This window comes from Streptomyces triculaminicus, assembly GCF_017349075.1.
In the GTDB taxonomy this organism is placed as follows: Bacteria; Actinomycetota; Actinomycetes; order Streptomycetales; family Streptomycetaceae; genus Streptomyces; species Streptomyces triculaminicus.
The window spans coordinates 1,307,444-1,328,572 of record NZ_JAFMOF010000002.1 but is presented as its reverse complement, the minus strand read 5'-3'; the positions used below and the strand labels follow the sequence as shown (position 1 = coordinate 1,328,572).

The following is a 21,129-nucleotide window of genomic DNA, read 5'->3' as shown; positions in this document are numbered from 1 at the left end:
GTGCAAATCGCCGAATCGTGCTGCGGGGGCGGGTTCTTATGGCTCGTTTAAGGAACGCATCGGTGGGTGTTAAGGACGTGCCCGGCCGCGCCGTACCCGGCGGCGGCGCTCGCGGCGCCGCCGGGTGCCGCCCCCGTCGAGCGAGAGCCACACCCGTACCTCCGTACCGCCGAGGACCGATCGCCCGACCCGTACGTCCCCGCCGGTGGACTCGGCGACCCGGCGCACGATGTCCAGGCCGAGGCCGGTGGAGCCGGGGCCTCCCGCGCCGTGGCCGCGGCGCAGCGCGGCGTCCGGGTCGGCGATGCCGGGGCCCGCGTCGGAGACGAGCACGATCACGGCGTCCTCGCTGTGGTGCACGTCCACGGCGAAGGCGGTGCCCTCGGGGGTGTGCCGGAAGACGTTGCCGAGCATCGCGTCCAGGGCGGCGACGAGTTCGGGGCGGGCGACGGGGACGCGTACGGTCGCGTCGACGCCCGCGAGCCGTACGGTGCGGCCCTCGTCCTCGGCGAGGGCGGACCAGAAGTCCATGCGGTCGTGGATCACTTCGCAGGCGTCGCAACCGAGGGTGGGCCGTTCCGTGCGCTCGCCCTGTTCGCGGGCGGCGCGGATCAGCTGGTCGACCTCGCGTTCCAGCTGGGCGACGGCGGCGCGGGTCTGGTCGGCGGCGGGGCCTTCGCCGAGCGAGGCGGCGTTGAGGCGGAGGACGGTGAGCGGGGTGCGCAGCCGGTGGGAGAGGTCGGCGGCGAGTTCGCGTTCGTTGGAGAGCAGCTGCACGATCTTGTCGGCCATGGAGTTGAAGGCGACGGCGGCGGCGCGCAGTTCGGCGGGGCCGTCCTCGCGGACGCGCACGCCGAGCCTGCCCTCCCCCAGCTCGGCCGCGGCCTTGGCGAGCCGCTCGGCCGGGCGGACGAGGCGCAGGCCGAGGCGGTCGGCGGTGGCGAGGGAGCCGGCGATCAGGCCGAGGCCGACGCCGGCGAGGATCACCCAGGAGGTGGTGACGCCGTTGCCGACCGCGCGGTGCGGCACGTAGACCTCGACCACCGCGAACTCACCGGTGCTCAGGGCCGTCGGCTGGAGCAGGGCGTAGCCGCCGGGCACGGAGGTGATGGCGGAGCGGCCGCGGCGGGCGGTCTCCACGTCCCGTGCCCGGGCGCGGCAGCGTCCGATGTCGAAGACCTCGTGGGCGTCGCGCGGGTCGGTGCTCGGCGGGTTCTGCCGGGTGCCGTCACCGCCCGGTACGTGGACGGCCATGCGGCCGTCGCCGCCGGCCTGCGAGCTGGCGACCGCCCGCTCCAGCTGTGCGCGGTCGGTGGTGATGGCGAGCGCGGGCCGTATCTGGGCCGCCTGCCGTTCGGCGTCGGCGAAGGCGCGGTCCCGGGCCAGTTCCTTGACCACCAGTCCGAGGGGGACGGCGAAGGCCAGCACCACCATGACCGTGACGGCCAGCGACACCCTGACGAGCGCCCATCTCACGTCTGCTCCATGAGTGCCTCCGGAGGCACCGGGGGCGGCCCCTGCGGCGGCTCGAGCTTGACGCCGACCCCGCGGACGGTGTGCAGGTAGCGCGGTCTGGCGGCGGTCTCGCCCAGCTTGCGGCGTAACCAGGACAGGTGGACGTCGATGGTCTGGTCGTCGCCGTAGGACTGCTGCCAGACCTCGGCGAGGAGCTCCTTGCGCGGCACGACGACGCCCGGGCGGGCGGCCAGGTAGGCGAGCAGGTCGAACTCACGGCGGGTCAGGTCCAGGGCAAGACCGTCCAGTTCGGCCAGCCGGCGCAGCGGATCGACGGACAGGCCGGCGACGCGCAGCGCCCCGGACGGCGCCGGTTCGCCCGCCGCGGCCGCACCGCGGCCCGTCCGGCGCATGACGGCGGCCATGCGCGCGGTCAGGTGCGCCACGGAGAACGGCTTGACCAGGTAGTCGTCGGCGCCGTCGGTGAGCAGGCGGATGATCTCCGCCTCGTCGTCCCGTGCGGTGGCCACGATGACCGGCACGTCGGTGATGCCGCGCAGCATCTTCAGTGCCTGCGCCCCGTCGAGATCCGGCAGTCCGAGGTCGAGGATGACCAGGTCGAAGCCGACCTGCGCCACCTCGCGCAGCGCCTCGAGGGCGGTGCCGACGCTGCGTACGGTGTGCGAGGCCTCGGTCAGCTGACGGATGAGGGCCGAGCGCACGAACGGATCGTCCTCGACTACGAGCAGTCTTGCCATGGGCGGCACCGTACGCCATTCGAGTGAGGCACCATGAGCCAGGTGAGGCGAGGAATCATGCAGGCCCTGGTGTGGGTTCTGGCGACCGCGGCAGCCATGGCGGTGTCCTGGTACGGGGTGCGGACCGTGCTGGCGGGCACGGCCTACGAGCCGCCGCGCGCGCTGCCGATCTCCGGCGGCGCGGCGCCGGAGACGGGCGGTCCGGCCCCCTCGGCCCGTGCCCCGCTGCCACCGTCGCCACCCCCGTCCCCGTCCGCGTCGGCGAGCACCGCGGGGCCGTCCGCGCGGCACGTCACACCCACGCCCACGCCGGAGGACGAGGCGGGGGCGGCGCCGCACCCCGAGGAACGGCCGGCGTCGGGCGGCGGTGCGGTGAAGAGCTATCCGGTCCGGGGCGGGCGGGCTGTCTTCGATCTCGGGGAGAGCTCGGCCACGCTCGTCTCGGCCACGCCGGACGAGGGCTGGCGGATGCGGGTGTGGAAGCAGAGCGCCTGGATCCGGGTGGACTTCGTGGCCGGCCTGCGGACCACGTCGGTGTTCGTCACCTGGAACGGCCATCCGCCGCAGGTGCAGACGGTGGAGAGCTGACGCTCGCGCAGCTGACGCGCCCGCACCTGCCGAGGGCCGGCGACCGCTATTCCTCGGCGGTGGCCGGCGCGAGGGCGGCGTCGCGGACGTCCGGGTGCGGGTGGCGGCGCAGCGCGCACAGTCGCTCGCGCCAGCGCTCCGCCCAGTCGGTGCGACGGCCGCGGGCGGCCGTGAGACCCACCGCGAACAGCCCGGCGGCATGGCCGCCTTCCTCGGACAGGACCCATGCGGCGTGGGCGAACGCCTCGTCGTCGCCGCCCCGCTCGGTCCGCAGCCGCGCCTCGAGCGCGGTTGCGGTACGGACGGCGAGGGCGGGCCTGCCCTCGTGCCGCCGGGCCAGGCGTGTCAGCTCCGTCGCCAGCGTGTCCGGTGCCGCGTCCAGGTCGAGGGCCCGGACCGCCAGGTCCACCGCGTCGGCGACGAAGTCCGGTGAGCCGCCGAGGAGTTCGATGACGGCGTGTGTCACGGGCAGGGTGGCGTGGTGGTTCCACCGGCAGCCCTGGGCGTCGGTGACGACGTACCGGACGCGGCGGCGGGCGGGCCGGTCGCGGTCGGGCTCCGCGTCGGGCGTACCGCCGCCCGCGTCGGCGGCGATCAGCGCGGCGAGGGCGCGAGTCAGGGGCGCGGGGTCCGGGGTGCCGGACGGGCCGCCCGTGGTGACGAGGTGGCACAGCGCGAGGGCCGCGGCCCGCCAGCCGGTGCGGTCGTCCAGGTCGGTGACGACGTCCACGAGCGTGTCGGCCGCCTCCGGCACCCAGCGCGACCACTGTCCGAGCGCCGTGTACGCGGCCACCGCGACCTCGGGGTCGTCCGTGCGGCACAGGGCGTGGACCAGCCGTGCGTAGCGCGGGCGGTGCCGCTCCGGCAGCTGGTAGGGCGAGGTGCCGAGCACCGCCTGGCGCAGCTCGCGCCGGCCGGTCACGGCGTCCTCCAGCAGCGCCCAGGCCTCCGCGTGGTCCAGCAGTCCCGTCGTGACGGCCACGCAGGCGGCCCGCACGTCGTGGTGCTGGCCCGGGTGCGCGCAGGCCTCGGCGAGGAGGGCGGCCGCTTCCCGTACCGGCAGCGAGCCGGCGGCGAGCCTGGCCGCTTCCTTGCGGCTGGTCACCTTCACCCCGCTGTCGGCGAGCAGCAGGGCGCGTAGCTCCCCGGCCAGGCGGGAGGGGGCGACGAAGCGGCTCACGCGGGTCGCGGCGTAGATCGCCACCCGGGCGCGGTCCCCGCCGGCGTGGGCGAGCAGCGTCGTCAGGTGTTCTTCCGGCCGGTCCGTGTGCGCCATCGCCGCGAGCGCGGCCTCGGCCAGCGGCACCTCCGTGCTGTCGGCGAAGCGCCGCAGCAGCTCGGTGCCGTGCCCGGGGATCCAGGCGGCCGACCAGATGGCCGATACGCGCCAGTGCATGTGGAGTGTGGTGTCGTCCGCGGCGCGGGCCAGCAGCCGTGCCGCGGCGGCCTGGTGTCGCGGCGGCCAGTGGCGGGTGGAGGGGCCGACGTGCGGCACCCAGTGGCGGTTCTCGGCCAGCAGACGTCCGTACGGCGGGGTGTCGCCCAGCACGACGTCCAGCAGGTCCATGCGGCGGCCGGCGAGTGTCGGCGTGACGAGGGGGTGGGTGGCGAACGAGGGGTCCAGGGCGAGGAGCCGGGGCAGGCGTTCGTCGCGGGTGGTGATGTCGTCCAGCCACAGCCACACGGCCTGGGTCGCCATGTTCTCGTCGCCGTCCCGGATCACCCGCCACAGGATGTCCTGCAGCTCGGGCACGGCGTGGGCGCGCCGCTCGAGCCTGCGGATCAGGTCGAGCGCCGGCGCGTACTCGGCCCTGGACACGGCCGCTTCGAGGGAGGGGAGCAGCGCGTCGACGACCTCGCGCTCCTGCCCGCGCCGCAGTCCCGTGAGGCGCGGGCGGCTGGTGGCGAAGAGCCGGACGAGGGTGCGCAGCGCCCAGGCCGTCAGCTCCTTCTCGCCGGTGCCGGCGTGTTCGCGCAGCACGGCCTCGGCCAGCTTGCCGAGGGCGGAGACGCCGTTCCAGGAGAGGTCGCGGGCCTCGAGCGCGTCCGTGGTGACGCGCTCGAGGTGGGGGGCGGCCGCGTCGGTGAACAGGGCCGGGTGGACGGCGGCGAGCGCGGCGAGCGCCGGGGAGCGCACGGGGTCCTGTTCGTTGCGCAGCCGTCCCAGGTGCTCCGCGAGGAGTTCGGTGAGGACGGCCGGCTCGCGTGTGCGCGCGGCGTTGCGCAGCAGCAGGGGGTAGGCGTACGCGCGGTCCTCGGCCGCGGAACGGCGGGTCGCGGCGAGCAGTTCCGGCCGTGCCTCGGCCACCGGCAGGAACGAGACGGCGGCGAGGATCAGCTGCCAGGAGCCCCCGTACTCCCGGGCCTGCGCGGCCATCCGCCGCGCCTCGGCCTCGCGCCGCGCCCGCGGCAGCACCTCGAGGAGGTCGTCGGGCAGGCCGGCGCGGCCGGAGCGCCCGGTCATGGCGGTGTCGTAGCAGGCGGCGCGCCGGGACGGGGCCATGACGCGCAGCAGGCGCGTCAGCTGGCGGGGCTCGGGGGCCAGGGCGCGGGCCAGGTCGGGGAGTTCGGGCGGGTCGAGGCGCACCAGGGTGCGCAGCAGGGGTGTGCCGAGCCGGTGGAGGTGCGCGGTGCCGCGTTCGGGCGCGAGCAGCAGGCGGAGGGTACGGCCCGGGTCCGCGGCCGCCAGCCTGCCGATCCGGTGCTCGATGCGCCAGGTCAGCTCCCCGTGGCACAGGCGTTCCAGCAGGTCGAGCACGCGCAGGGGTTCGGTCTCGGCCGCGGCCGCCACGCTCGCCCCGTTCGCCTGCCACCAGGCGCGCCGCGCGGCCTCCGGCAGGGCGGTGAGCTGGCGCTCGGCCTCGTCGACGATGAGCGCGGCGTGGTGGCGGGCGAGGGCCGTCCAGCCGATGACGGCGTGGAAGAGGCCGGGCAGCAGTTCGGCGACGGTGGCCGGGCCGCAGCCGGGCAGCAGCCTGACGGCCTCCGCGTCCCCCCAGCGGGCGCGGAGGGGCCCGATGAGCGCGTCGGCGAGGCCGGTGCGCCTGCCGGTGACGACGGCGCGCGTCAGCTCGTGCCGGACGACGGCGGGGGCGTCGTCCATCGCCGCCATAACAGCGGCGTCCGGTATGTGCCCCCGCCGGACGGCGGAGACGGCGTGGAGCCGGACGACCGGATCGGGGTCGGTCAGGCGGGTCTCCAGCCAGGCGAAGTCGCGGCCGGCCTCGGCGGCCAGCGCCGCGAGCCCCCGCTCGTACGCCCCGCGCCCCGCCAGCTCGTCGACCATCGCGCGCAGTTCGCCGCTGCCGCGCAGTCCCTTCGCGCGGAGGGCGGTGTGGGTCAGGCGGCGGCGGTACGACATCGGTGCGTCGGCGGCGAGCAGTTCGTCGACGAGCGCGGCCACGGGCTTCTGGATCATGCCGGGATTCTCGCCGACGCCTCGCCTCCCGCCCAATTCTTATCGGAGGGGCTCCCCCGCCTCCGGCCGTGAAGCCCCGGGCGCCTCGAGGCCGGTCCGGTCGGTCAGGGCTGGGGCATCTCCCACAGCTTGGCGAGGGTCAGGACGTCGCCGCCGATGCCCCAGCCGCCGTCGGCGACCTCCTCGACCAGCACCATGGTGGTGGTGCGGGCGCGTTCGCCGTAGAGCTCGGCGTACAGGTCGGTGGTGCGGGCGATGATCTGCTGCTTCTGCTCCTCGCTGAGGGTGTGCGCGGGAACCTTGAAGTTCGCGAACAGCATGTGCGTTCTCCTTCTGCGACGAGGTGTGCGGAACCGCCCGCGGTCAGGCCGTCGGGCAACGGCGGCGTCGCCGTTCCGTGCCCCACGATCGGCCGGGTGCCCCGCCGCCAGCCAGGGTTGTGTCCACCCAGGGGATGCCACCCCCTGGATCGGCCCTCGCGGTGCGGGTGACGATGGGCGGCGTGAACCTCTCCGAACTCGCCGCGTTCCTCAAGTCCCGCCGCGCCCGTATCCGTCCGGCCGACGTGGGACTGCCCACCGGACCCAGGCGCCGGGTGCCCGGCCTGCGGCGCGAGGAGGTCGCGCAGCTGGCAGCCCTGTCGTCGGACTACTACACCGAACTGGAGCGCGGGCGCGGCTCCCAGCCCTCGGAACACGCCCTGACCGCCCTGGCCCGGGCGCTGCGGCTGAGCGGCGACGAACGCGACCACCTGTTCCACCTCGCCGGCCGCCCCCTTCCCCAGGCGGCGCACGGCCCCACGGCGCACGTCCAGCCGGCCCTGCTCGGCCTGCTGGACCGGCTCACCACCACTCCCGCCCAGGTCATCACCGACCTGCACGAGACGCTCGCCCAGAACGACCTGGCCGCGGCCCTGGTCGGCCGGCATCCGGCCGTACGCGGCCCGGCGGCGAGCTTCGTCTACCGCTGGTTCACCGACCCCGCCGCCCGCGCCCTCTATCCGGCCGACGAGCACGCGCACCACTCTCGGGTCTTCGTCGCCGATCTCCGGGCGGTCGGCGCCCGGCGGGGCTGCGACGGCGAGATCACCGCTCTGGTGACGGCGCTGCGGCGGCGCAGCACGGAGTTCACCGCCCTGTGGGAGACCCGCGACGTCGGCCTGCGCCGCGTCGACCGCAAGCGCATCGTCCATGCCGCGCTGGGCGTCATCGAGCTGGACTGTCACACCCTGTTCAGCGAGGACGGGCACCAGCGCCTGCAGTGGTTCACCGCCCCGCCCGGCACCCGAGCCGCCGCCCAGCTGGAGCTGCTGTCCGTCATCGGCACCCAGGACATGTCGGCGGCCGAGAACACCGTCCGGGAGGGAGCGCGGGCACGGGCCGGGAAGGGGCAGGCGTAGCCGTGCCGGAGGCGGGGCGAACGCGCCGTCGCGGCCTGTTTCTCCGTCCGCGGGTTCATCGCCGGGCGCGGGCCACGCGTCCCTCGTCCCAGACCGGTTCGTCGCTCTCCACCACCCGGCCGTCCTCGCGGAAGACGAGGAAGCGGCCGAAGGCGCGGGCGAACCAGCGGTCGTGGGTGACCGCGACGACGGTGCCGGTGAAGGTGTTCAGGGCCGCTTCCAGGGCCTCGGCGGAGATGAGGTCGAGGTTGTCGGTGGGCTCGTCGAGGAGCAGCAGGGTGGCCCCGGCCAGTTCCAGCAGGAGGATCTGGAACCGTGCCTGCTGGCCGCCGGAGAGCGTCTCGAAGCTCTGCCGGCCGGCGCCGGCGAGGCCGTAGCGGCTCAGGGCGGACATGGCGTCCCGCAGGTCGGGGACCTACACCGGACGCCACCAGTACGAGTCTCCCCGCCAGGCCATCACGTACGTGTGCGACACGATGTCGACAACCTCTGTACCGGTGTCGTGGCGCGTCAACGGCAACGGCACCCTGGACGCCGGCCCCGAGTCGAACCTCTTCGTGACGACCCCCCAGTGCCTGATCACCGGCAAGGGCACGGGCGAGGACATGAGCATGCGGGCCCTGCCCGGCAGCTTCGACGTAACCCGGGACGCCGAGGACTACACCACGCGCGTCGTCCTCCTCGCCGAGGGCGACGGCACGAGCATCGCCACTGGCGCGGCGGACATCTCGCCGGCCACCTCCTACAAGGACATCCACGGCAACGCGGTCCGGCTGACCAGGCTGGTGTCCGAGTCAGACACCTCCACCAGTAACGCCTCCACACGCGCCCAGCTCCAGCTCAATCGGTTCACCTCCACCCGCAACGAACTGCGCCTGTCGACGTCCGACTACGACATCCACGGCACGTTCTCCGTCGGAGACCGCGTGTGGGTGTACAGCCCGGAGGCGGGGATCGTCGACACCGCGAACGAGATCGTCTTCCGCGGCCAGCGCCTGAACCCCATGAAGCTCCAGGTGACCGAGACCAGCAGGCCCGTCACCTCGGGCTACACCGTTGCCTACCGGGCCACTGACGGTACGTGGATGGACCTTACGGACTACGTCGCGTTCGAGGGCGCGGGCAGCGTCAGCGTGACCGTGGGCGACTTCTCCCGCCAGCTCAGCGCGTCCGGCACCGAACCGGTCGGCTCCCGGCCGAACGCGGACACCAGCGTCCCGGGCGTGCCGACGCTGATCGAGCCGTTCACGGGCATGGCCTACCTCGACAGCCGAGGATTTACTCGAGCGCGGGTCATCGTCTCCTGGAACGCCCCACTCAACACCGACAACTCCACGATCATCGACGGCGATCACTACGAGCTCCGGTGGGCCGTCGACACCGACATGATCTACCCGGCCACGTGGACGCAGGTCTCGCAGATCCGCTGGGCCGACATGCAGACCTGGGCGCAGCCGTTCGCCGCGCCGGACGGGCAGTGGCAGACCATGGTGGTGGCGTGGGACCAGACCACCGCACAGCTGCAGGATCTCTCCCCCGGGGTCGGGTACGACGTGCAGATCCGGGCCGTGGACAAGGCCGGGAACACCGGCGCCTGGTCGGGGACGACGACGTTCGTGGCGAGCGCGGACAACATCCCGCCCTCGACGCCGGCTGCCCCGACGGTGGCCGCGTCCCGGATCGCGGTCCAGGTCACGCACACGCTCGGGAAGGCATCATCAGGCGGTACATACAACTTGGAGTCGGACCTCCATCACCTGGAGATCCACGTCGACTACGAGCCCACCTTCACGCCGTCCGAGTCCACGCTCAAGGGCAAGGCCTCAGCGACGGCCGGGATGATCCAGGCGCAGATCCCGGTCGTCGTCACGGTGCCGGTCGAGGAGACCTCGGCGCGCTACGTGCGGGTGGTGGCCGTGGACATCACGGGCAACAAGAGCGGCCCGTCCGACGCGGCGACCACCACGGCGCTCCTCATCGATGATGCGCATATCTCGGACCTTACGGTCACCAAGGTCACGGCCGGGACGATCAGCGCGGACTCGATTGTCGGCGCTCGGATCAAGACCGCCGACACCGGGGCCCGGGCAGAGATGTCGTCCTCCGGGATCTCGGCGTACAACTCTGCCGGCACCCGGACCTTCTTCGCTGACGCCTCCACGGGGGACGTGTCCATCATCGGCCAGCTCGTATCCGGCACCTCGGGCAAGCGGCTGGAGATCAACCCCACGGCAACGTTCCTACCGGAGATCCGTTTCTACCCGAACAGCGGTTCTGACTTCGGGTTCATCAACGGGGTGAGCAGCGGCTCCGACGTGGCTGTCGGCATCAACTCCAGCCCGTTCGATGACGGAACCGGCGTCCAGGTAGTTTCCCGTGCCTTCCTCGCGACCTCTGGGGGCGCACGTCTGGAGACGATTCGTGCCGACACTGAAGCGGCACGCGGCGCCTTCGTCATCGCTACGGCAGGTACGGGCGGGACTCTCTTTGCCGGCTACGAGAGTGGTGGCGTGACCGGTGGCTACATCACCGCCTCGGCCACACTCACGACCATCGGCTGGAACAACGGCAGCTCCAGCACCAATTACCACCAGTACGAGAGCGGTGGGGCCACCAGGCACATCGGTGTCTGGCGCGACTACGTCTCAGCCTCCGCCGACGAGGGAATCTTCACCGGGCATGTGAGTACAAACGGCGGCACGGGAGTATCGCTCTCCTACGGGCCGACCATGACGTCGACTCCTCGCCCGGTGGTGACCGTGTACGACGACATCGACCACCAGGTCCGGCTCTCCGCAGAGTCCACCACGGGCTTCACAGTCACCATCAACCCGGCCGGCTCCGGCTTCTGGGATGTCAACTTCTGGTGCTTCAGGGTGTGATTATGACTATCAAGTACACCGTCATCGACGTTGCCGAGGACACGCAACGGGAGCTGTGGCAGGTCACCTACGAGACCGCCGATGGGCAGAGGCACGCCCACCACTTCCCGAAGGCGACCCTGGAATGGCGGGCGGCTGAGTACGGCCTCGACGACCCGGCCGAGATCCTCGAGGTGATCCTTCACGAACCCCACGTACCGCGCGAGCCAGCAGGGGCCCCGGTCTCTTTGACCAGTACGACGGCGCGGGCTGTAGCGGCCAAGCCGCGGGTGACGCTGTACACGGCGACGACGACCGGCCAGGCCCGTGACGCGCACCGCGAGCTCATCAGCCAGGTAAAAGCCGAGCACGTGCGCATCGAAGCTCCGGCCAAGGGGCCGGATCCGCTGGATGTGATCCGCGCGCGCCACGGCATCACGCCGGAGGGACGGCGGGCGAAGGCCATGGCCGTAGACATCAACCGCTGGAAGCACCTGTACGGGGGCCTGCCCGTGCCGATCGAGGAGGTTCCCCGTGCCTGACCCGTCCACGACCCGCCTGGCGATGTATAAGTCCAAGTCGGACGGCTCCGAGCTCGTCTCGTACACCCAGGACATCGGGCAGAATCTGGACAAGATCGATGCGGCCGTCGGCTTCCAGTCGTGCACCTCATCGACCCGGCCCTCATCGCCGTACTCCGGCAAGCCGATCTTCGAGAGCGACACGAGCTACCGGACGTATTTCTCGAATGGCACGAGCCCGGCCAGCGCCTCGTGGGTGGAGATCCCGAACAGCTCGGCGACCTTCAGCCAGAACCTGAAGATCGCGTCTGGCAAACAGGTCAACGTCAACGCCTCCGGGTCCTCTGCGACGTTCGCGGCCCTCAACTCGGCCGCAGGCACGGACCTAATCTCCGGACGGGTCAGTGGCGACACCCAGGACCGCTTCCTCGTGGACACCGACGGCACCCTCAACTGGGGCTCGGGAAGCGCAACGCCGGACACCAACCTCTACCGCTCGGCTGCCAACACGCTGAAGACGGACGACGCGCTCGTGACCGTCGGCAACGTGACGGTTGGCGGCGATCTGAAGCTCGTCAACGGGACTCTGGTCTACCGGCCGAAGGTTTTCGGCGGGGCGGTCACCCTTGCGAACTCGACGACCGAGACCGTACTCGCGTCGTTCACGATCCCCGCCGGTGACGCCGTCGTTGGGGCCTGCTACCGCATCGAGATGTGGGGACAGGCCGGGTGCACCGGCACACCCACGATTACCTTCCGGGGGCGGATCGGTGGGGTCAGCGGCACTTCGCTGAGCCCGAACACCTTCACTTTCGCCAGCGGCGTCACCTCGAAGCGGTGGCGGTCCTCGCTCCTGGTGACCTGCACCGCGACGGGCGCGTCCGGTACGTGGGCGTCGAGCATCGTGTCGCAGTCCAGTATCCCGACTTCGGGCTCCAGCACCACCACGGACTGCACCGTGCTGGCCGACGGAACCGCCGGCGCTGTGCGCGACACGACCACGTCCAACGACCTCGTGATCACCGGCCTGTGGTCCGCGGCGTCCGCCTCCAACACGCTGACCATGGACGGCTACATCGCCGAACGCGTCGCCTAGCATCATGCCCGGTTGCGCCTGACTGTCGGGTGGCAGACTACGGGCATGAGCCACCTTGAGGATGCCCCAGGCGCAGCCGGACCACACCGTCAGCAAATTCGGGATGCGATCACCGTCGAGATCTCGTTTTCTGTTGTCGCCGGCTCGGTTGTCGCAGCGCTACTGTTCTTCGTCGTAGCAGGTCCAGCTCTGTTATTCGACTTGAGCGCGGCTCTTGAATCGGGACTATTTAGGTCCGCTGCGGTCGTGGCGGCAGTGGGCTTTGTCGTGCGAGTCGTAACGCTACTTTTCAAGCTCCGGTCGGCGTTGCGGGAGCGCGGCAGCCTGCAATGACAGATTTCGGTCCGTGAAGCGGACTGCCGCGCAGATGACCTAGGCTACGCCGGTTGCGGTTCCGCAGTATTCCTTGCGGCCTTCGGATCCGCTCTTCAGGCAGACTTCGAGGCCGACCTTCGTTCCCTCGGGAAGGTCCAGGTCGTTTCTGATCATGCAGTCGCCATTAGCGCCATTGGCGTCCTCGACCCAGGCGTAGTGACTGCCTGTCGAGTCGTTCCAGTAGATCGTGGCCCGGACCCGTTTGCCGTCCGCCTGAGTATCACAGGCAGCTACCTTGTCGCCGTCTGCGATCCAGTGTGCTCGTCCACCGATAGCGCCACTGTCGGTCGTGCGAGCCTCGACCGTGACTCCGAAGGTGGTGCCGCCAGTCAGGTCGGCAAGTTCCTTTTCGCTGATGTACTGGGTGCTCCCGGGGGGCGGTTCCGGGGACGGGATGGGTTCGGCGGCTGCGCTCGTTCCAGCGGCGAAGGGCAGCAGGGCGGTGGCCCCTGCGACGGCGAGCGCGGCGCGTCTTAACGCGGGCATGCGGTACCTCTCATTGCCTGTTGATGGCCTGGCTTGTTGTGCCCGGCAATGATTGTTCGGCATACCAAGCAAGGGCCAGATGAATTTCGGCCTACAGTTCGAGGTGCCCGGTATTGCTATGCCGATGCTTCGGAATCCGACCGTCCATTCTCCGCTTGCGCTTGCGTAAGCTCCAATTCCAGTTGTTCGACACGTGCTTCCAGCAGCACATTCGCATCCACCAGCTCGGCCAGCTTACGCCGATATGCGACTAGGGCCGCCTCCATACTGATCTGCCGTGCCATTACGCCGCCACCTTCTCAGCGAGGGCCCGGTAGCGGTCCAGGACGTCGGAGGCGAGGACGATGGCGCGCTGCGGGAAGAACGTGAAGTGGGAGACGATGGCGTTGCCGATGAGGATGTTCGGCTGCCCGGTGACGGTGGGCTGGTGGACGGTGTGCCAGTGCTCCTCCTCGTCGGGGACCAGGACGCCGGGCCCGTCGGGGAGGCTGGCGTACAGGGTGCCGAGGCTGGCGAAGCAGGACACGGAGAACTGGGTGCCGGGCTTGATCGGGAAGTCCTGGTAGAGGTACAGGTCCTCGACCCGGCCCGTCTCGATCTTGTCGAGCAGCAGGTGGTGGATGTCCACGGCGAACTGGCCGTTCGCCCAGCCCATCGGGTCCATGCAGAACGGTTCGGCGCCCAGGCGTCCGAAGGTCTCCGGGATGACGCCGGCCATCTGGGCGTACCAGGAGACGATGGCGTTGTTCCAGGCGGTCGCGAAGATCGCGGTCGCGTGGGGCATCTCCAGTCGCTTCTCGACGAGATTCGAGATCGCGTCCTCGTGGAGGTAGACGATGTCGTCGTCGAATCGCAGATACACCGTGTCCGGGTCGGTCATGTACCGGTAGGCGTAGCCGGTGTTGCGCTGCTTCGGGCCGGGGTGGCGCTCGACGCCGGCGGGGCGCTCCTTGATCCGGAACCAGTCGGGGTAGCGATCGGCGAGCTCGTGGGCGTACTGGATGTCGTCTTCCTGGCCCACGGGGTCGGTGTTCATGTAGGCCCAGACCTCGTCGATGAGGCCGCGCTCGACGTCGCGCCGCAGGTACTCGATGAGGATTGAGTAGGTGAGGGTGCGGCCGTAGGGGGTCCAGGCGACCACACGCTTGCCGTTGATCATTGGTTGGTCCTTTCCGCGTGGAGCGCCCAGACGTCCAGGTGTTTGGCCCGGATCAGCGCTACGGTCTCGTCGTGGATGGCAGCGCGCTCAAGGCCCAGCTGCTGCTCATGCATCCGGTAGTAGTAGAGGGGTTCCTTGATCACGGCGTAGTCGGTGTAGCCGGCCTTCCAGACCTTGATCCAGAATTCCCAGTCTTCGGCCGCGCCCCAGGAACCGGGGACCATGACGTCCGTGGAGTAGCCCCCGACGCTCTCCCACACCTCGCGACGGAACATGGCCTTGTCGGTGAGCGGCGGCCACACGGCGAAGTCGGCCAGCGTGATGTGCTCCTGGCTCGCCTGGACCACGTTCTCGCCGCCGATCTGCTGGGAGTAGGGGACGACCCAGTCGTGGCGTTGCAGGGCCCGTACGCACTGCTCGATGCAGTCCAGGCGCAGGAAGTCATCGGCGGCCGCGACGAATACTGCGTCGCACCCGTCGCCGAAGGCCAGTTCCGCGGCGGCGTTGAGGGCGCGCGGCCAGCCCAGGCGCTGCTCGCTGCGCTCCATGTCCCGGTACCAGCCGGGCCGGTCCCGCAAGAACTGGGTCATGCCGTCGTCGCTAGCGTCGTCGACGATGTACGCCGCGCAGGGGTAGGTCTGCGCGTTGACCGTGGTGAGCAGCGTCTCGATCCACGGCAGGGCGTTCCGTGCCGGGACGGCGATTCCGACTCTCATGCGTGGCGCTCCATGTGCTCGAGGGTGGCGCGTACGCCCTCGCGCCAGCTGGTCGTGGGCTGCCAGCCCCGGACGGCGGTCACCTTGGTGTTGTCCATGACGACCCGCTGAAGGTCACCAGGGAGCCGTTCGTCGTGGCTGACGTCGGTGTGCGCGAGGGCGGCCAAGAGCTCATTCAGGGACACCTCGTTATCGGGGCCTCCGCCGACGTCGTAGGTCTGCCCTGCATAGTCGGCGAAGTGCTCGACCTGGTCGACGAGCAGGGCTACGAAGTCGCTGACGAATAGGATGTCGCGGGACTGGGTGCCGTCGCCGTGGACGGTGACAGGGTGCTCCTCCAGCGCTGCTCGCAGGAACCAGGTCACCCAGCCGGCTTCCGCGCTGCCCTGCTGGCCGGGGCCGTAGACGGTGGAAGGCCGGTTGATGATGTAGGGCACGCCGTAGAGCTGGTGGTAGAGGCGAAGGTAGTCCTCGCCGGTGCGCTTGGACTGGCCGAGGGGGGCGATCAGCCCGTCGGCGCCGGGCTGGACTTTCACCGAGGACACGAAGAGCACGGGCGTCCGTTTGCGGCGGGCGGCCTCGCAGACGTTGAAGGTGCCGACGACGTTGTCGGTGAAGTCGGCGACCGGGTCGCGTAGTGAGACGGCGGTGGAGCAGCTGGCGCCGAGGTGGACGATGACGTCGGGCGCGGCGTCATGGACGGCGATGGTCAGACGCTGGAGGTCGGAGGTGGGCAGGCCGTTGCGCTTGTCGATCCACCGGACGGTGTGACCGAGGTGCTGGAGGTGGCCGGCGAGGTGGCGGCCGATGAATCCGGCGGCTCCAGTCACGAGGACTCTCATGCGGCCACCGCCTGGGCAGCGCTGATGGGCGGCGGGCGGTCCGGAGCGGTGAGCGCCTTCTCCCACTGCTGGTTGAGTGCCTGGAGGATCGAGCCGGAGGCCCGGGCACGCGCGGCCATGCCCATGGACTGGCGCAGCTCGGGGTCGTCGGCGAGCTGCTTGAGGTAGCGGCCCCACTCATGGTCACGCCGGACGAGGAACCCGGTCACGCCGTGGTCGACGGCCTGCCGGTACGGCTCGATATCGGAGGCGATCAGCGGGATTCCGAGGAACCCGGCCTCCAACGCCTTCGTCGCGAACTTCGCTCGGTTGAAGGGGATGTCGCGGTACGGCGCCACCCAGATGTCGAACTCGTCGGCAGCCTGGAGGTAGTGGTTCTGGTCCGGTACCCAGCCGAGGGCGCCGACGCGTCCACCGCGCAAGCCGGCGGCCATGGCCTGCTCGGGGGTGACGCCGACGAGCCGGACCAGGGCGGGCCGCTCGTACACGGAGATCCGGTTCAGGGCCCTTGCCGCGATGGGGAGTTCGGCCAAGGTGGAGCTGCTGCCGGCCCAGCCGACGCGGAGGGTCTCGGGGTCGTAGTCGCGGGGGGTGCCCAGGTACTGGGCGGGCAGGCCGTTACCGATGACGCGGACGTCGTGGTGGTAGGCGCGCAGGACCTTGGCGAGGGGTTCGGAGCAGCAGGTGACGACGTGGGCGATGCAGAGGTTCTCGGCGAGCGCGGCCTGAAGCGCTGGCGTCCACGTGGCGCAAGCGGTGGTGTTGGCCGGATCGAGGTGGAAGTAGTCGTCGTCGAGGTCGAGCACGAGGCGGACGCCGGCGGCCTTCATCTGCCGCCATGCCTTCGACGCGCCGGGGATGGCGACGCGGCAGCCGACGACCGCGTCGAGCTGTTCCCAGTCGCCCGGCAGGCGTACGCCGACGGTGACTTGGTGGCCGAGCCAGGCGAGGGACATGCCGACGAGGTGGCCGCGGTACCAGCCGGAGCCCGCGGTGTCGGCGGTCCACATGTGGATGCGCATTACGCGGCCCGATAGCCGGGAAGCCAGTTCTCGGCGAACCACCCCACGGTGCGGCGAATGCCCTCATCGAGCGGCACGAACGTGTCAGCGGTGTACTCGGGCCCCAGCTGCTGGAGCGTCTTGGTGTCGGCGCGTACGACGGCGTTGGGGACCTCTCCGGGACGCATCGGCAGGTGTTCGACGGTGACAGGGGCATGGCCGGTGACGCGGGCGACCTCGGCCGCGACGAGCCGGGCAACGTCGAGGACGGTGCAGCTGCTGTCAGGGCCGACGCCGATGGGCTCGGCCGGGGGGCCTTGCCGGGCTGTGTGCTCCAGGGCGGCTACGAAGACGCGGGCGACGTCACCGACGTACACGCAGTCGGAGATCTGGGTGCCGTCGCCGTAGACCTCGATGGGCGTCCCGGTGAGGGCCCGGCAGGTGAAGGCCGGCAGGATCTTACGGACGCGGCTGGTGCCGTACGGGGCGGCGACGCTCTGCCCGGGGCCGTAGGCGTTCACGGGGCGCACGATCGCGATCTGGCCGCCGCGGTAGGCGTTGAACATGCGGGCGTAGTCCTCGGCGGCGGTCTTGCTGATCGTGTACGAGCCGGTGCCCTGTTCGCGCATGAAGTAGTTGCCGACGCCTGCGTAGGCGACGGGGATGGCGTATTGGTCCGCGGCTTCGAAGACGTTGAGAGAGCCGCGGATGTTGGTGTCGGCTGAAGGCCGGGGGTTGCCGATGGTTTCCTGGGTGCCGAGGACAGCGGCGAGGTGGACGATGCCCTGGACGTGCGCGGCGAGTTCGACGACGGCGGTCTCATCTCGGATGTCGCCGAGGAAGAACTCTTCTCCGTTGGCCATCTCGCTATGGAGGTGGCGGTCGAAGACGACGACCTCGTGCCCGCGGGCGAGGAGTTCGTTGCGGATCCAGGAGCCGATGAAACCCTGGCCTCCGGTGACAGCTACCTTCATCGGTTTCTCTCCACGTAGTTGGCTGCTGCGCGCAGCGCTGTCGGGTTGTCTTTGAACCATCCGAGGCCGCCATTGCGCCGGCGGCAGAGCAAGCCTCTGACCTTGCCTGTGGCGTGATCGTGGTCGACGTTCCATTCCAGGCCGACATCGTCAGGGCTGTTCGTGCCGCATATCGCGCAGCAGTTGCCCTGCGAGGCCAGGAGGAAGCGGTAGCTCTCGGGGTCGAGGCCGTACTTGCGCTTGATGTGCTGCCAACGTGACGCTTCGAGCCGCTTCTGTCGGAAGTCGGGGTCCTTTCGCCATCGCTGGCCGAAGTAGGCCGAGCGGCTTCCGCGAGCCGCTGGTGTGCCGTTGCGGAGGTAGTTGGCGCGCGAACGGCACGGTGGCCCGCAGTAAACCTGCTGCTGGCCGCCGCGGCGAGGGGTGAACTCCCCGTTGCAGACGGGGCACGACAGAGCTTGGGGATTCATGCGGGTACCTCTGTGCGGGTGTGTTCGTTTGTGTGCGGGTTGGGGCGGCGGGGCGCGGACCCGCACGGCCGTAGGGCCCCGCCGCCGGGTCGGACCGTGACCCGAGATCAGCGTAGCGCGTCACCTTGGATTCGTAGGCTATCCGGGCGCGAGAGTCTACGATTCAAAGGTGGGGTCCTGGTAAGGGCCGGACCGCCAACCAAAGGCAGGCACGCATGAGGCTCATCACCCGCAGCCAACTCGGCTGGCCCACCTCAGCCGCCCCGGACCAGGCCACCACGCTCGGCGTCAAGGTCCACTACGAAGGCTCTCCCGTCAGCCGCACCCTGCTCGAAGACCACGACGCGTGCGTCCAGGAGTGGAAGGACATCCGCACTTCCCACCTGGCCAACACCGCCGAGAACTACAGCGATATCGCCTACAACTTCGGCGCCTGCCCGCACGGCTACTTGCTCGAAGGCCGGGGCCTCGGCAAGCGCACCGGCGCCAACGGCAACCAGGCCCTGAACAGGGCCCACTACGCGATCTGCGGCCTCGTCGGATCCTCCGGCCTCACCGAGCCCACCGACGCCATGCTCCACGCCATCCGCGACGGCATCGAGCTTCTCCGCCAGCACGGCGCCGGCAGCGAGATCCGCGGCCACCGCGACGGGTACCCCACCGAATGCCCCGGCGGCCCGCTGTACGCATGGGTGCAGAAGGGCGCCCCTCGGCCCGGTGGCACCCCGCCCCCTACCTACGAGCCGTTCCCCGGCGCCGGCTTCTTCCACCTCGGCCAACACAGCCGGATCATCACCGAGATGGGCAAGCGCCTCGTCGCCGAGGGCTGCAGCCGCTACCGCGTCGGCCCCGGCCCGGACTGGTCGGAGGCCGACCGGCAGTCCTACGCCGCGTGGCAGCGCAAGCTCGGCTACTCCGGCGACGACGCCGACGGCATCCCCGGCCCCACCAGCTGGGCCAAACTCCGCGTCCCCAACGTCTGATCCAAGGAGACTCCTGTGCTCATCTTCAAGCGTGAGCCCGCCCTGTGGCTGGCTCTCATCGCCATCACCGTCAAGGTCGTCTCCGCGTTCGCGATCGAGGTGACCGACGAACAGCAGACGTGGATCAACGCCGCCGCGGCCGCACTGGTCGGTCTGATTCTCGCTGTCGTCGCGCACGACGGGATCGGCGCGGCCGTCCTGGGCGCGGTGCAGGCCGTTCTCGCCCTCGCGGTCGGCTTCGGCCTCCACTGGTCCGCCGAGCAGCAGGCAGTGGTTCTCGCCTTCGCCACCGCCATCGTCGGCATGTTCGACCGCACCCAGGTCACGGCCCCGGTCCCGGCCGCAGCCAGCCGGCCGTCTCGCCCGGTATCGAGCCTCTGACCGGAGGTGCGCGTGTCCGAGGAGCCGACCCTCGGTGAGCTTGCACGCCGCTTTGAGGACCGGCTTACGGATGTGCGCGATGACATCCAGCAACTTGGGCGGCGCATCGACAGCAAGGTCAGCCAGGAGGTCTACGACCTACGGCATGAAGCCTTGTCCGCCCGGGTGGCGACACTTGAGACGCTGCGGGAGAAGGACGCCGAGAAGCTCGTCGCCACACGCCGCTGGCTGATCGGTGCCGTCATCGTGCCGCTGATCGGTGTGCTCCTGCCCGTCATCATCATGCTCACCCGGGGGCCAGGATGACGCCGTCCAAACTGCGGGTAGAAGAACGGCGATGGCGCAGAGGCGACCTCCTCGCCATCACAGGCGCGCTTGTGGTGAGCGCGGCCCTGGCCTGGATCATCTTCAGCATCCAAAGCCTCACCGACGATCTCACCACCGCCAACGAGGCACGGGATGCGCTGGCGCGCCAGGTCCAAGGTCTTGGCGAGAAGCCGATAGCCGGCCCTCCCGGGAGCCGGGGAGAGACCGGCCCATCGAAGTCCGGCCCTCCCGGCCCATCAGGGCCGCCAGGGCCGCCAGGGCCGCCCGGCCCGGCATCCACGGCATCCGGCCCGCCCGGGCCCTCCGGGGCCCCGGGAAAACCAGGCGCGGACTCCACCGTGCCAGGGCCAAGCGGCCCGCCCGGCAAACCCGGAGCGGACTCCACCGTCCCCGGCCCACAGGGCCCGAAAGGAGACCCCGGCGAGCGCGGCCCAGTAGGACCGCCACCAGCGGGCTGGACCTTCACCGACGGCACCGGCAAGACGCACACGTGCACTCCCGAGCCGGCCAGTTCAACCCACTACACATGTACTCCGGCACCGGAACCCTCACCAGCCCCGCCCCCACAACAGCAGAACCCCACTCTGGAACCCCAACGCCGCCGAGGTCGCTAACCTCGCGGCCCCTACGCCCCCGCTCCGTGCGCTGTGCAGGAACGGAGGAGCATGCCCGAGCAACCCGCCCCGGTACCCGTGCAGCCGCGGATGACACCGGCTGTCGACATGGGCACGCTCGAGGACCTCGGCCTCGCCGAACCACAGCCCGAGCCCAGTCCCGAACCGCCACCACCGCCGCTCGACGGCTACGACACCACCGCATGAGAACGCCCCGCTGTCCTCAGGGACAGCGGGGCGTCGTCACGTTCTGGCTGAGAACCACACTTCAGGCTCCGACGAACCATGTAGCGCGGGATACACCGCCAGTGTGTGGGGCGTTAATGCCACTTCGTGCAGGTCCAGCCGCCACCGTACTCCTCGATACAGGCCCGGTAGCGGCTGCTGGTGCCGACCATGGTGGTGTAGGCCGCGTAGCTCTGCGAAGCGTGAATGATGACCGGTTTGCGCCCCTGAATATCCAGCTTCGCGCGCCAGTTCTCGTTGGCAGGGCCATCGAAGCGGGCCCATGCAGCGCTGCACCGCTTCGAGCGGCGCAGCTCGACCCGAGGCCCTCCTCCTGAGGGGATCGCACGATCGAGGACGTCGGCGCCCTGGTCGCAACCCTGCGAGTGCGGGTTCTTGCCGGTGCACGTGTTCCCAGCACAGCCAGCTGCCTCGGCCGCGGTGGCGGGACCAAGCAGCGCCATCACCGCGAGGGTGACT

The 21,129-nt window shown here is 70.6% G+C and carries 23 protein-coding genes and 1 pseudogene; 10 read left to right on the top strand and 14 right to left on the bottom strand.

The features are described 5' to 3' along the window. Positions 1-69: 69 nt before the first annotated feature. Both J1792_RS16120 and J1792_RS16115 read right to left on the bottom strand, forming a co-directional pair. The gene (locus J1792_RS16120; protein WP_086575325.1) at positions 70-1,476 is read right to left on the bottom strand and encodes a sensor histidine kinase; all 1,407 of its coding nucleotides are present in this window, start codon (positions 1,474-1,476) and stop codon (positions 70-72) included. Further along, positions 1,473-2,213 (bottom strand): response regulator transcription factor, encoded by a 741-nt coding sequence (locus tag J1792_RS16115; protein ID WP_207247549.1) that lies wholly within the window; start codon positions 2,211-2,213, stop codon positions 1,473-1,475. Before J1792_RS16115 ends, J1792_RS16120 begins: the two co-directional genes overlap by 4 nt. A 42-nt stretch (positions 2,214-2,255) precedes the next feature. Here J1792_RS16115 and J1792_RS16110 point away from each other — a divergent pair, with 42 nt between their 5' ends. Continuing rightward, the gene (locus tag J1792_RS16110; protein ID WP_086574688.1) at positions 2,256-2,801 is read left to right on the top strand and encodes a hypothetical protein; all 546 of its coding nucleotides are present in this window, start codon (positions 2,256-2,258) and stop codon (positions 2,799-2,801) included. A gap of 46 nt (positions 2,802-2,847) precedes the next feature. Here J1792_RS16110 and J1792_RS16105 read toward each other — a convergent pair whose 3' ends face one another. Both J1792_RS16105 and J1792_RS16100 read right to left on the bottom strand, forming a co-directional pair. Continuing rightward, positions 2,848-6,219 carry a hypothetical protein gene (locus tag J1792_RS16105; RefSeq protein ID WP_207247548.1) on the bottom strand — a complete coding sequence of 1,124 codons (3,372 nt, stop codon included), beginning with the start codon at positions 6,217-6,219 and terminating at the stop codon, positions 2,848-2,850. Positions 6,220-6,323: 104 nt separating this feature from the next. Continuing rightward, positions 6,324-6,539, bottom strand: a complete 216-nt coding sequence (locus tag J1792_RS16100; protein WP_086575347.1) for a tautomerase family protein — start codon at positions 6,537-6,539, stop codon at positions 6,324-6,326. A 182-nt stretch (positions 6,540-6,721) separates the two neighbouring features. On the opposite strand from J1792_RS16100, the gene J1792_RS16095 reads away from it, so the two are divergent. Next, positions 6,722-7,618, top strand: coding sequence for a helix-turn-helix transcriptional regulator (locus J1792_RS16095; protein WP_086575350.1), 897 nt, complete (start codon positions 6,722-6,724; stop codon positions 7,616-7,618). Positions 7,619-7,673: 55 nt separating this feature from the next. Here the strand turns inward: J1792_RS16095 and J1792_RS16090 are convergent. After that, a pseudogene (locus J1792_RS16090) lies at positions 7,674-8,015 on the bottom strand (ATP-binding cassette domain-containing protein); the annotation flags it as partial. On the opposite strand from J1792_RS16090, the gene J1792_RS16085 reads away from it, so the two are divergent. Genes J1792_RS16085 through J1792_RS16070 form a run of 4 tightly spaced genes read left to right on the top strand, consistent with a single transcriptional unit; the run spans position 8,011 to position 12,429 of the window. Continuing rightward, complete coding sequence (locus tag J1792_RS16085; RefSeq protein ID WP_207247546.1) at positions 8,011-10,500, top strand: fibronectin type III domain-containing protein; 2,490 nt, start codon at positions 8,011-8,013, stop codon at positions 10,498-10,500. The pseudogene J1792_RS16090 and the gene J1792_RS16085 sit on opposite strands and share 5 nt — an antisense overlap. Beyond that, a complete protein-coding gene (locus J1792_RS16080) occupies positions 10,485-11,021 on the top strand; it encodes a hypothetical protein (protein WP_207247545.1) in 537 nt (178 codons plus the stop codon). Before J1792_RS16085 ends, J1792_RS16080 begins: the two co-directional genes overlap by 16 nt. Then, the gene (locus J1792_RS16075) at positions 11,014-12,096 is read left to right on the top strand and encodes a hypothetical protein (protein ID WP_207247544.1); all 1,083 of its coding nucleotides are present in this window, start codon (positions 11,014-11,016) and stop codon (positions 12,094-12,096) included. Before J1792_RS16080 ends, J1792_RS16075 begins: the two co-directional genes overlap by 8 nt. Before the next feature lie 45 nt (positions 12,097-12,141). Beyond that, a complete protein-coding gene (locus tag J1792_RS16070) occupies positions 12,142-12,429 on the top strand; it encodes a DUF6332 family protein (protein WP_207247543.1) in 288 nt (95 codons plus the stop codon). A 39-nt stretch (positions 12,430-12,468) separates the two neighbouring features. On the opposite strand, the gene J1792_RS16065 is transcribed toward J1792_RS16070, so the two are convergent. The 8 genes from J1792_RS16065 to J1792_RS16030 all read right to left on the bottom strand — a co-directional run bounded on the left by J1792_RS16065 (position 12,469) and on the right by J1792_RS16030 (position 18,119). Then, positions 12,469-12,957 (bottom strand): hypothetical protein, encoded by a 489-nt coding sequence (locus J1792_RS16065; RefSeq protein ID WP_207247542.1) that lies wholly within the window; start codon positions 12,955-12,957, stop codon positions 12,469-12,471. A 116-nt stretch (positions 12,958-13,073) separates the two neighbouring features. Beyond that, entirely contained in the window at positions 13,074-13,241 is a 168-nt protein-coding gene (locus tag J1792_RS16060; RefSeq protein WP_207247541.1) for a hypothetical protein, read from the bottom strand. Then, on the bottom strand, positions 13,241-14,116 hold the full coding sequence (locus tag J1792_RS16055; protein ID WP_207247540.1) for a hypothetical protein: 876 nt from the start codon (positions 14,114-14,116) through the stop codon (positions 13,241-13,243). The genes J1792_RS16060 and J1792_RS16055 overlap by 1 nt, the downstream gene beginning before the upstream one ends. Continuing rightward, positions 14,113-14,832 (bottom strand): glycosyltransferase family 2 protein, encoded by a 720-nt coding sequence (locus J1792_RS16050; protein ID WP_207247539.1) that lies wholly within the window; start codon positions 14,830-14,832, stop codon positions 14,113-14,115. The genes J1792_RS16055 and J1792_RS16050 overlap by 4 nt, the downstream gene beginning before the upstream one ends. Continuing rightward, the gene (locus J1792_RS16045) at positions 14,829-15,674 is read right to left on the bottom strand and encodes an NAD-dependent epimerase/dehydratase family protein (protein WP_207247538.1); all 846 of its coding nucleotides are present in this window, start codon (positions 15,672-15,674) and stop codon (positions 14,829-14,831) included. Before J1792_RS16045 ends, J1792_RS16050 begins: the two co-directional genes overlap by 4 nt. Continuing rightward, positions 15,671-16,696 (bottom strand): glycosyltransferase family 4 protein, encoded by a 1,026-nt coding sequence (locus J1792_RS16040; RefSeq protein ID WP_207247537.1) that lies wholly within the window; start codon positions 16,694-16,696, stop codon positions 15,671-15,673. The genes J1792_RS16045 and J1792_RS16040 overlap by 4 nt, the downstream gene beginning before the upstream one ends. Continuing rightward, positions 16,696-17,649, bottom strand: a complete 954-nt coding sequence (locus tag J1792_RS16035) for an NAD-dependent epimerase/dehydratase family protein (RefSeq protein ID WP_207247536.1) — start codon at positions 17,647-17,649, stop codon at positions 16,696-16,698. The genes J1792_RS16040 and J1792_RS16035 overlap by 1 nt, the downstream gene beginning before the upstream one ends. After that, on the bottom strand, positions 17,646-18,119 hold the full coding sequence (locus J1792_RS16030) for an endonuclease VII domain-containing protein (RefSeq protein WP_207247535.1): 474 nt from the start codon (positions 18,117-18,119) through the stop codon (positions 17,646-17,648). The genes J1792_RS16035 and J1792_RS16030 overlap by 4 nt, the downstream gene beginning before the upstream one ends. Positions 18,120-18,334: 215 nt before the next feature. On the opposite strand from J1792_RS16030, the gene J1792_RS16025 reads away from it, so the two are divergent. The 4 genes from J1792_RS16025 to J1792_RS16010 all read left to right on the top strand — a co-directional run bounded on the left by J1792_RS16025 (position 18,335) and on the right by J1792_RS16010 (position 20,631). Beyond that, positions 18,335-19,102, top strand: a complete 768-nt coding sequence (locus J1792_RS16025; protein WP_207247534.1) for a peptidoglycan-binding protein — start codon at positions 18,335-18,337, stop codon at positions 19,100-19,102. Positions 19,103-19,117: 15 nt separating this feature from the next. After that, positions 19,118-19,483 carry a hypothetical protein gene (locus tag J1792_RS16020; protein ID WP_207247533.1) on the top strand — a complete coding sequence of 122 codons (366 nt, stop codon included), beginning with the start codon at positions 19,118-19,120 and terminating at the stop codon, positions 19,481-19,483. Between the two features lie 12 nt (positions 19,484-19,495). Next, positions 19,496-19,789 (top strand): hypothetical protein, encoded by a 294-nt coding sequence (locus J1792_RS16015; protein ID WP_207247532.1) that lies wholly within the window; start codon positions 19,496-19,498, stop codon positions 19,787-19,789. A gap of 686 nt (positions 19,790-20,475) precedes the next feature. Next, positions 20,476-20,631: a hypothetical protein gene (locus J1792_RS16010; RefSeq protein ID WP_207247531.1), complete on the top strand. Its 156-nt coding sequence runs from the start codon at positions 20,476-20,478 to the stop codon at positions 20,629-20,631. Positions 20,632-20,744: 113 nt separating this feature from the next. Here J1792_RS16010 and J1792_RS16005 read toward each other — a convergent pair whose 3' ends face one another. Next, entirely contained in the window at positions 20,745-21,113 is a 369-nt protein-coding gene (locus J1792_RS16005; RefSeq protein ID WP_242645934.1) for a DUF2690 domain-containing protein, read from the bottom strand. Between the last annotated feature and the right edge of the window lie 16 nt (positions 21,114-21,129).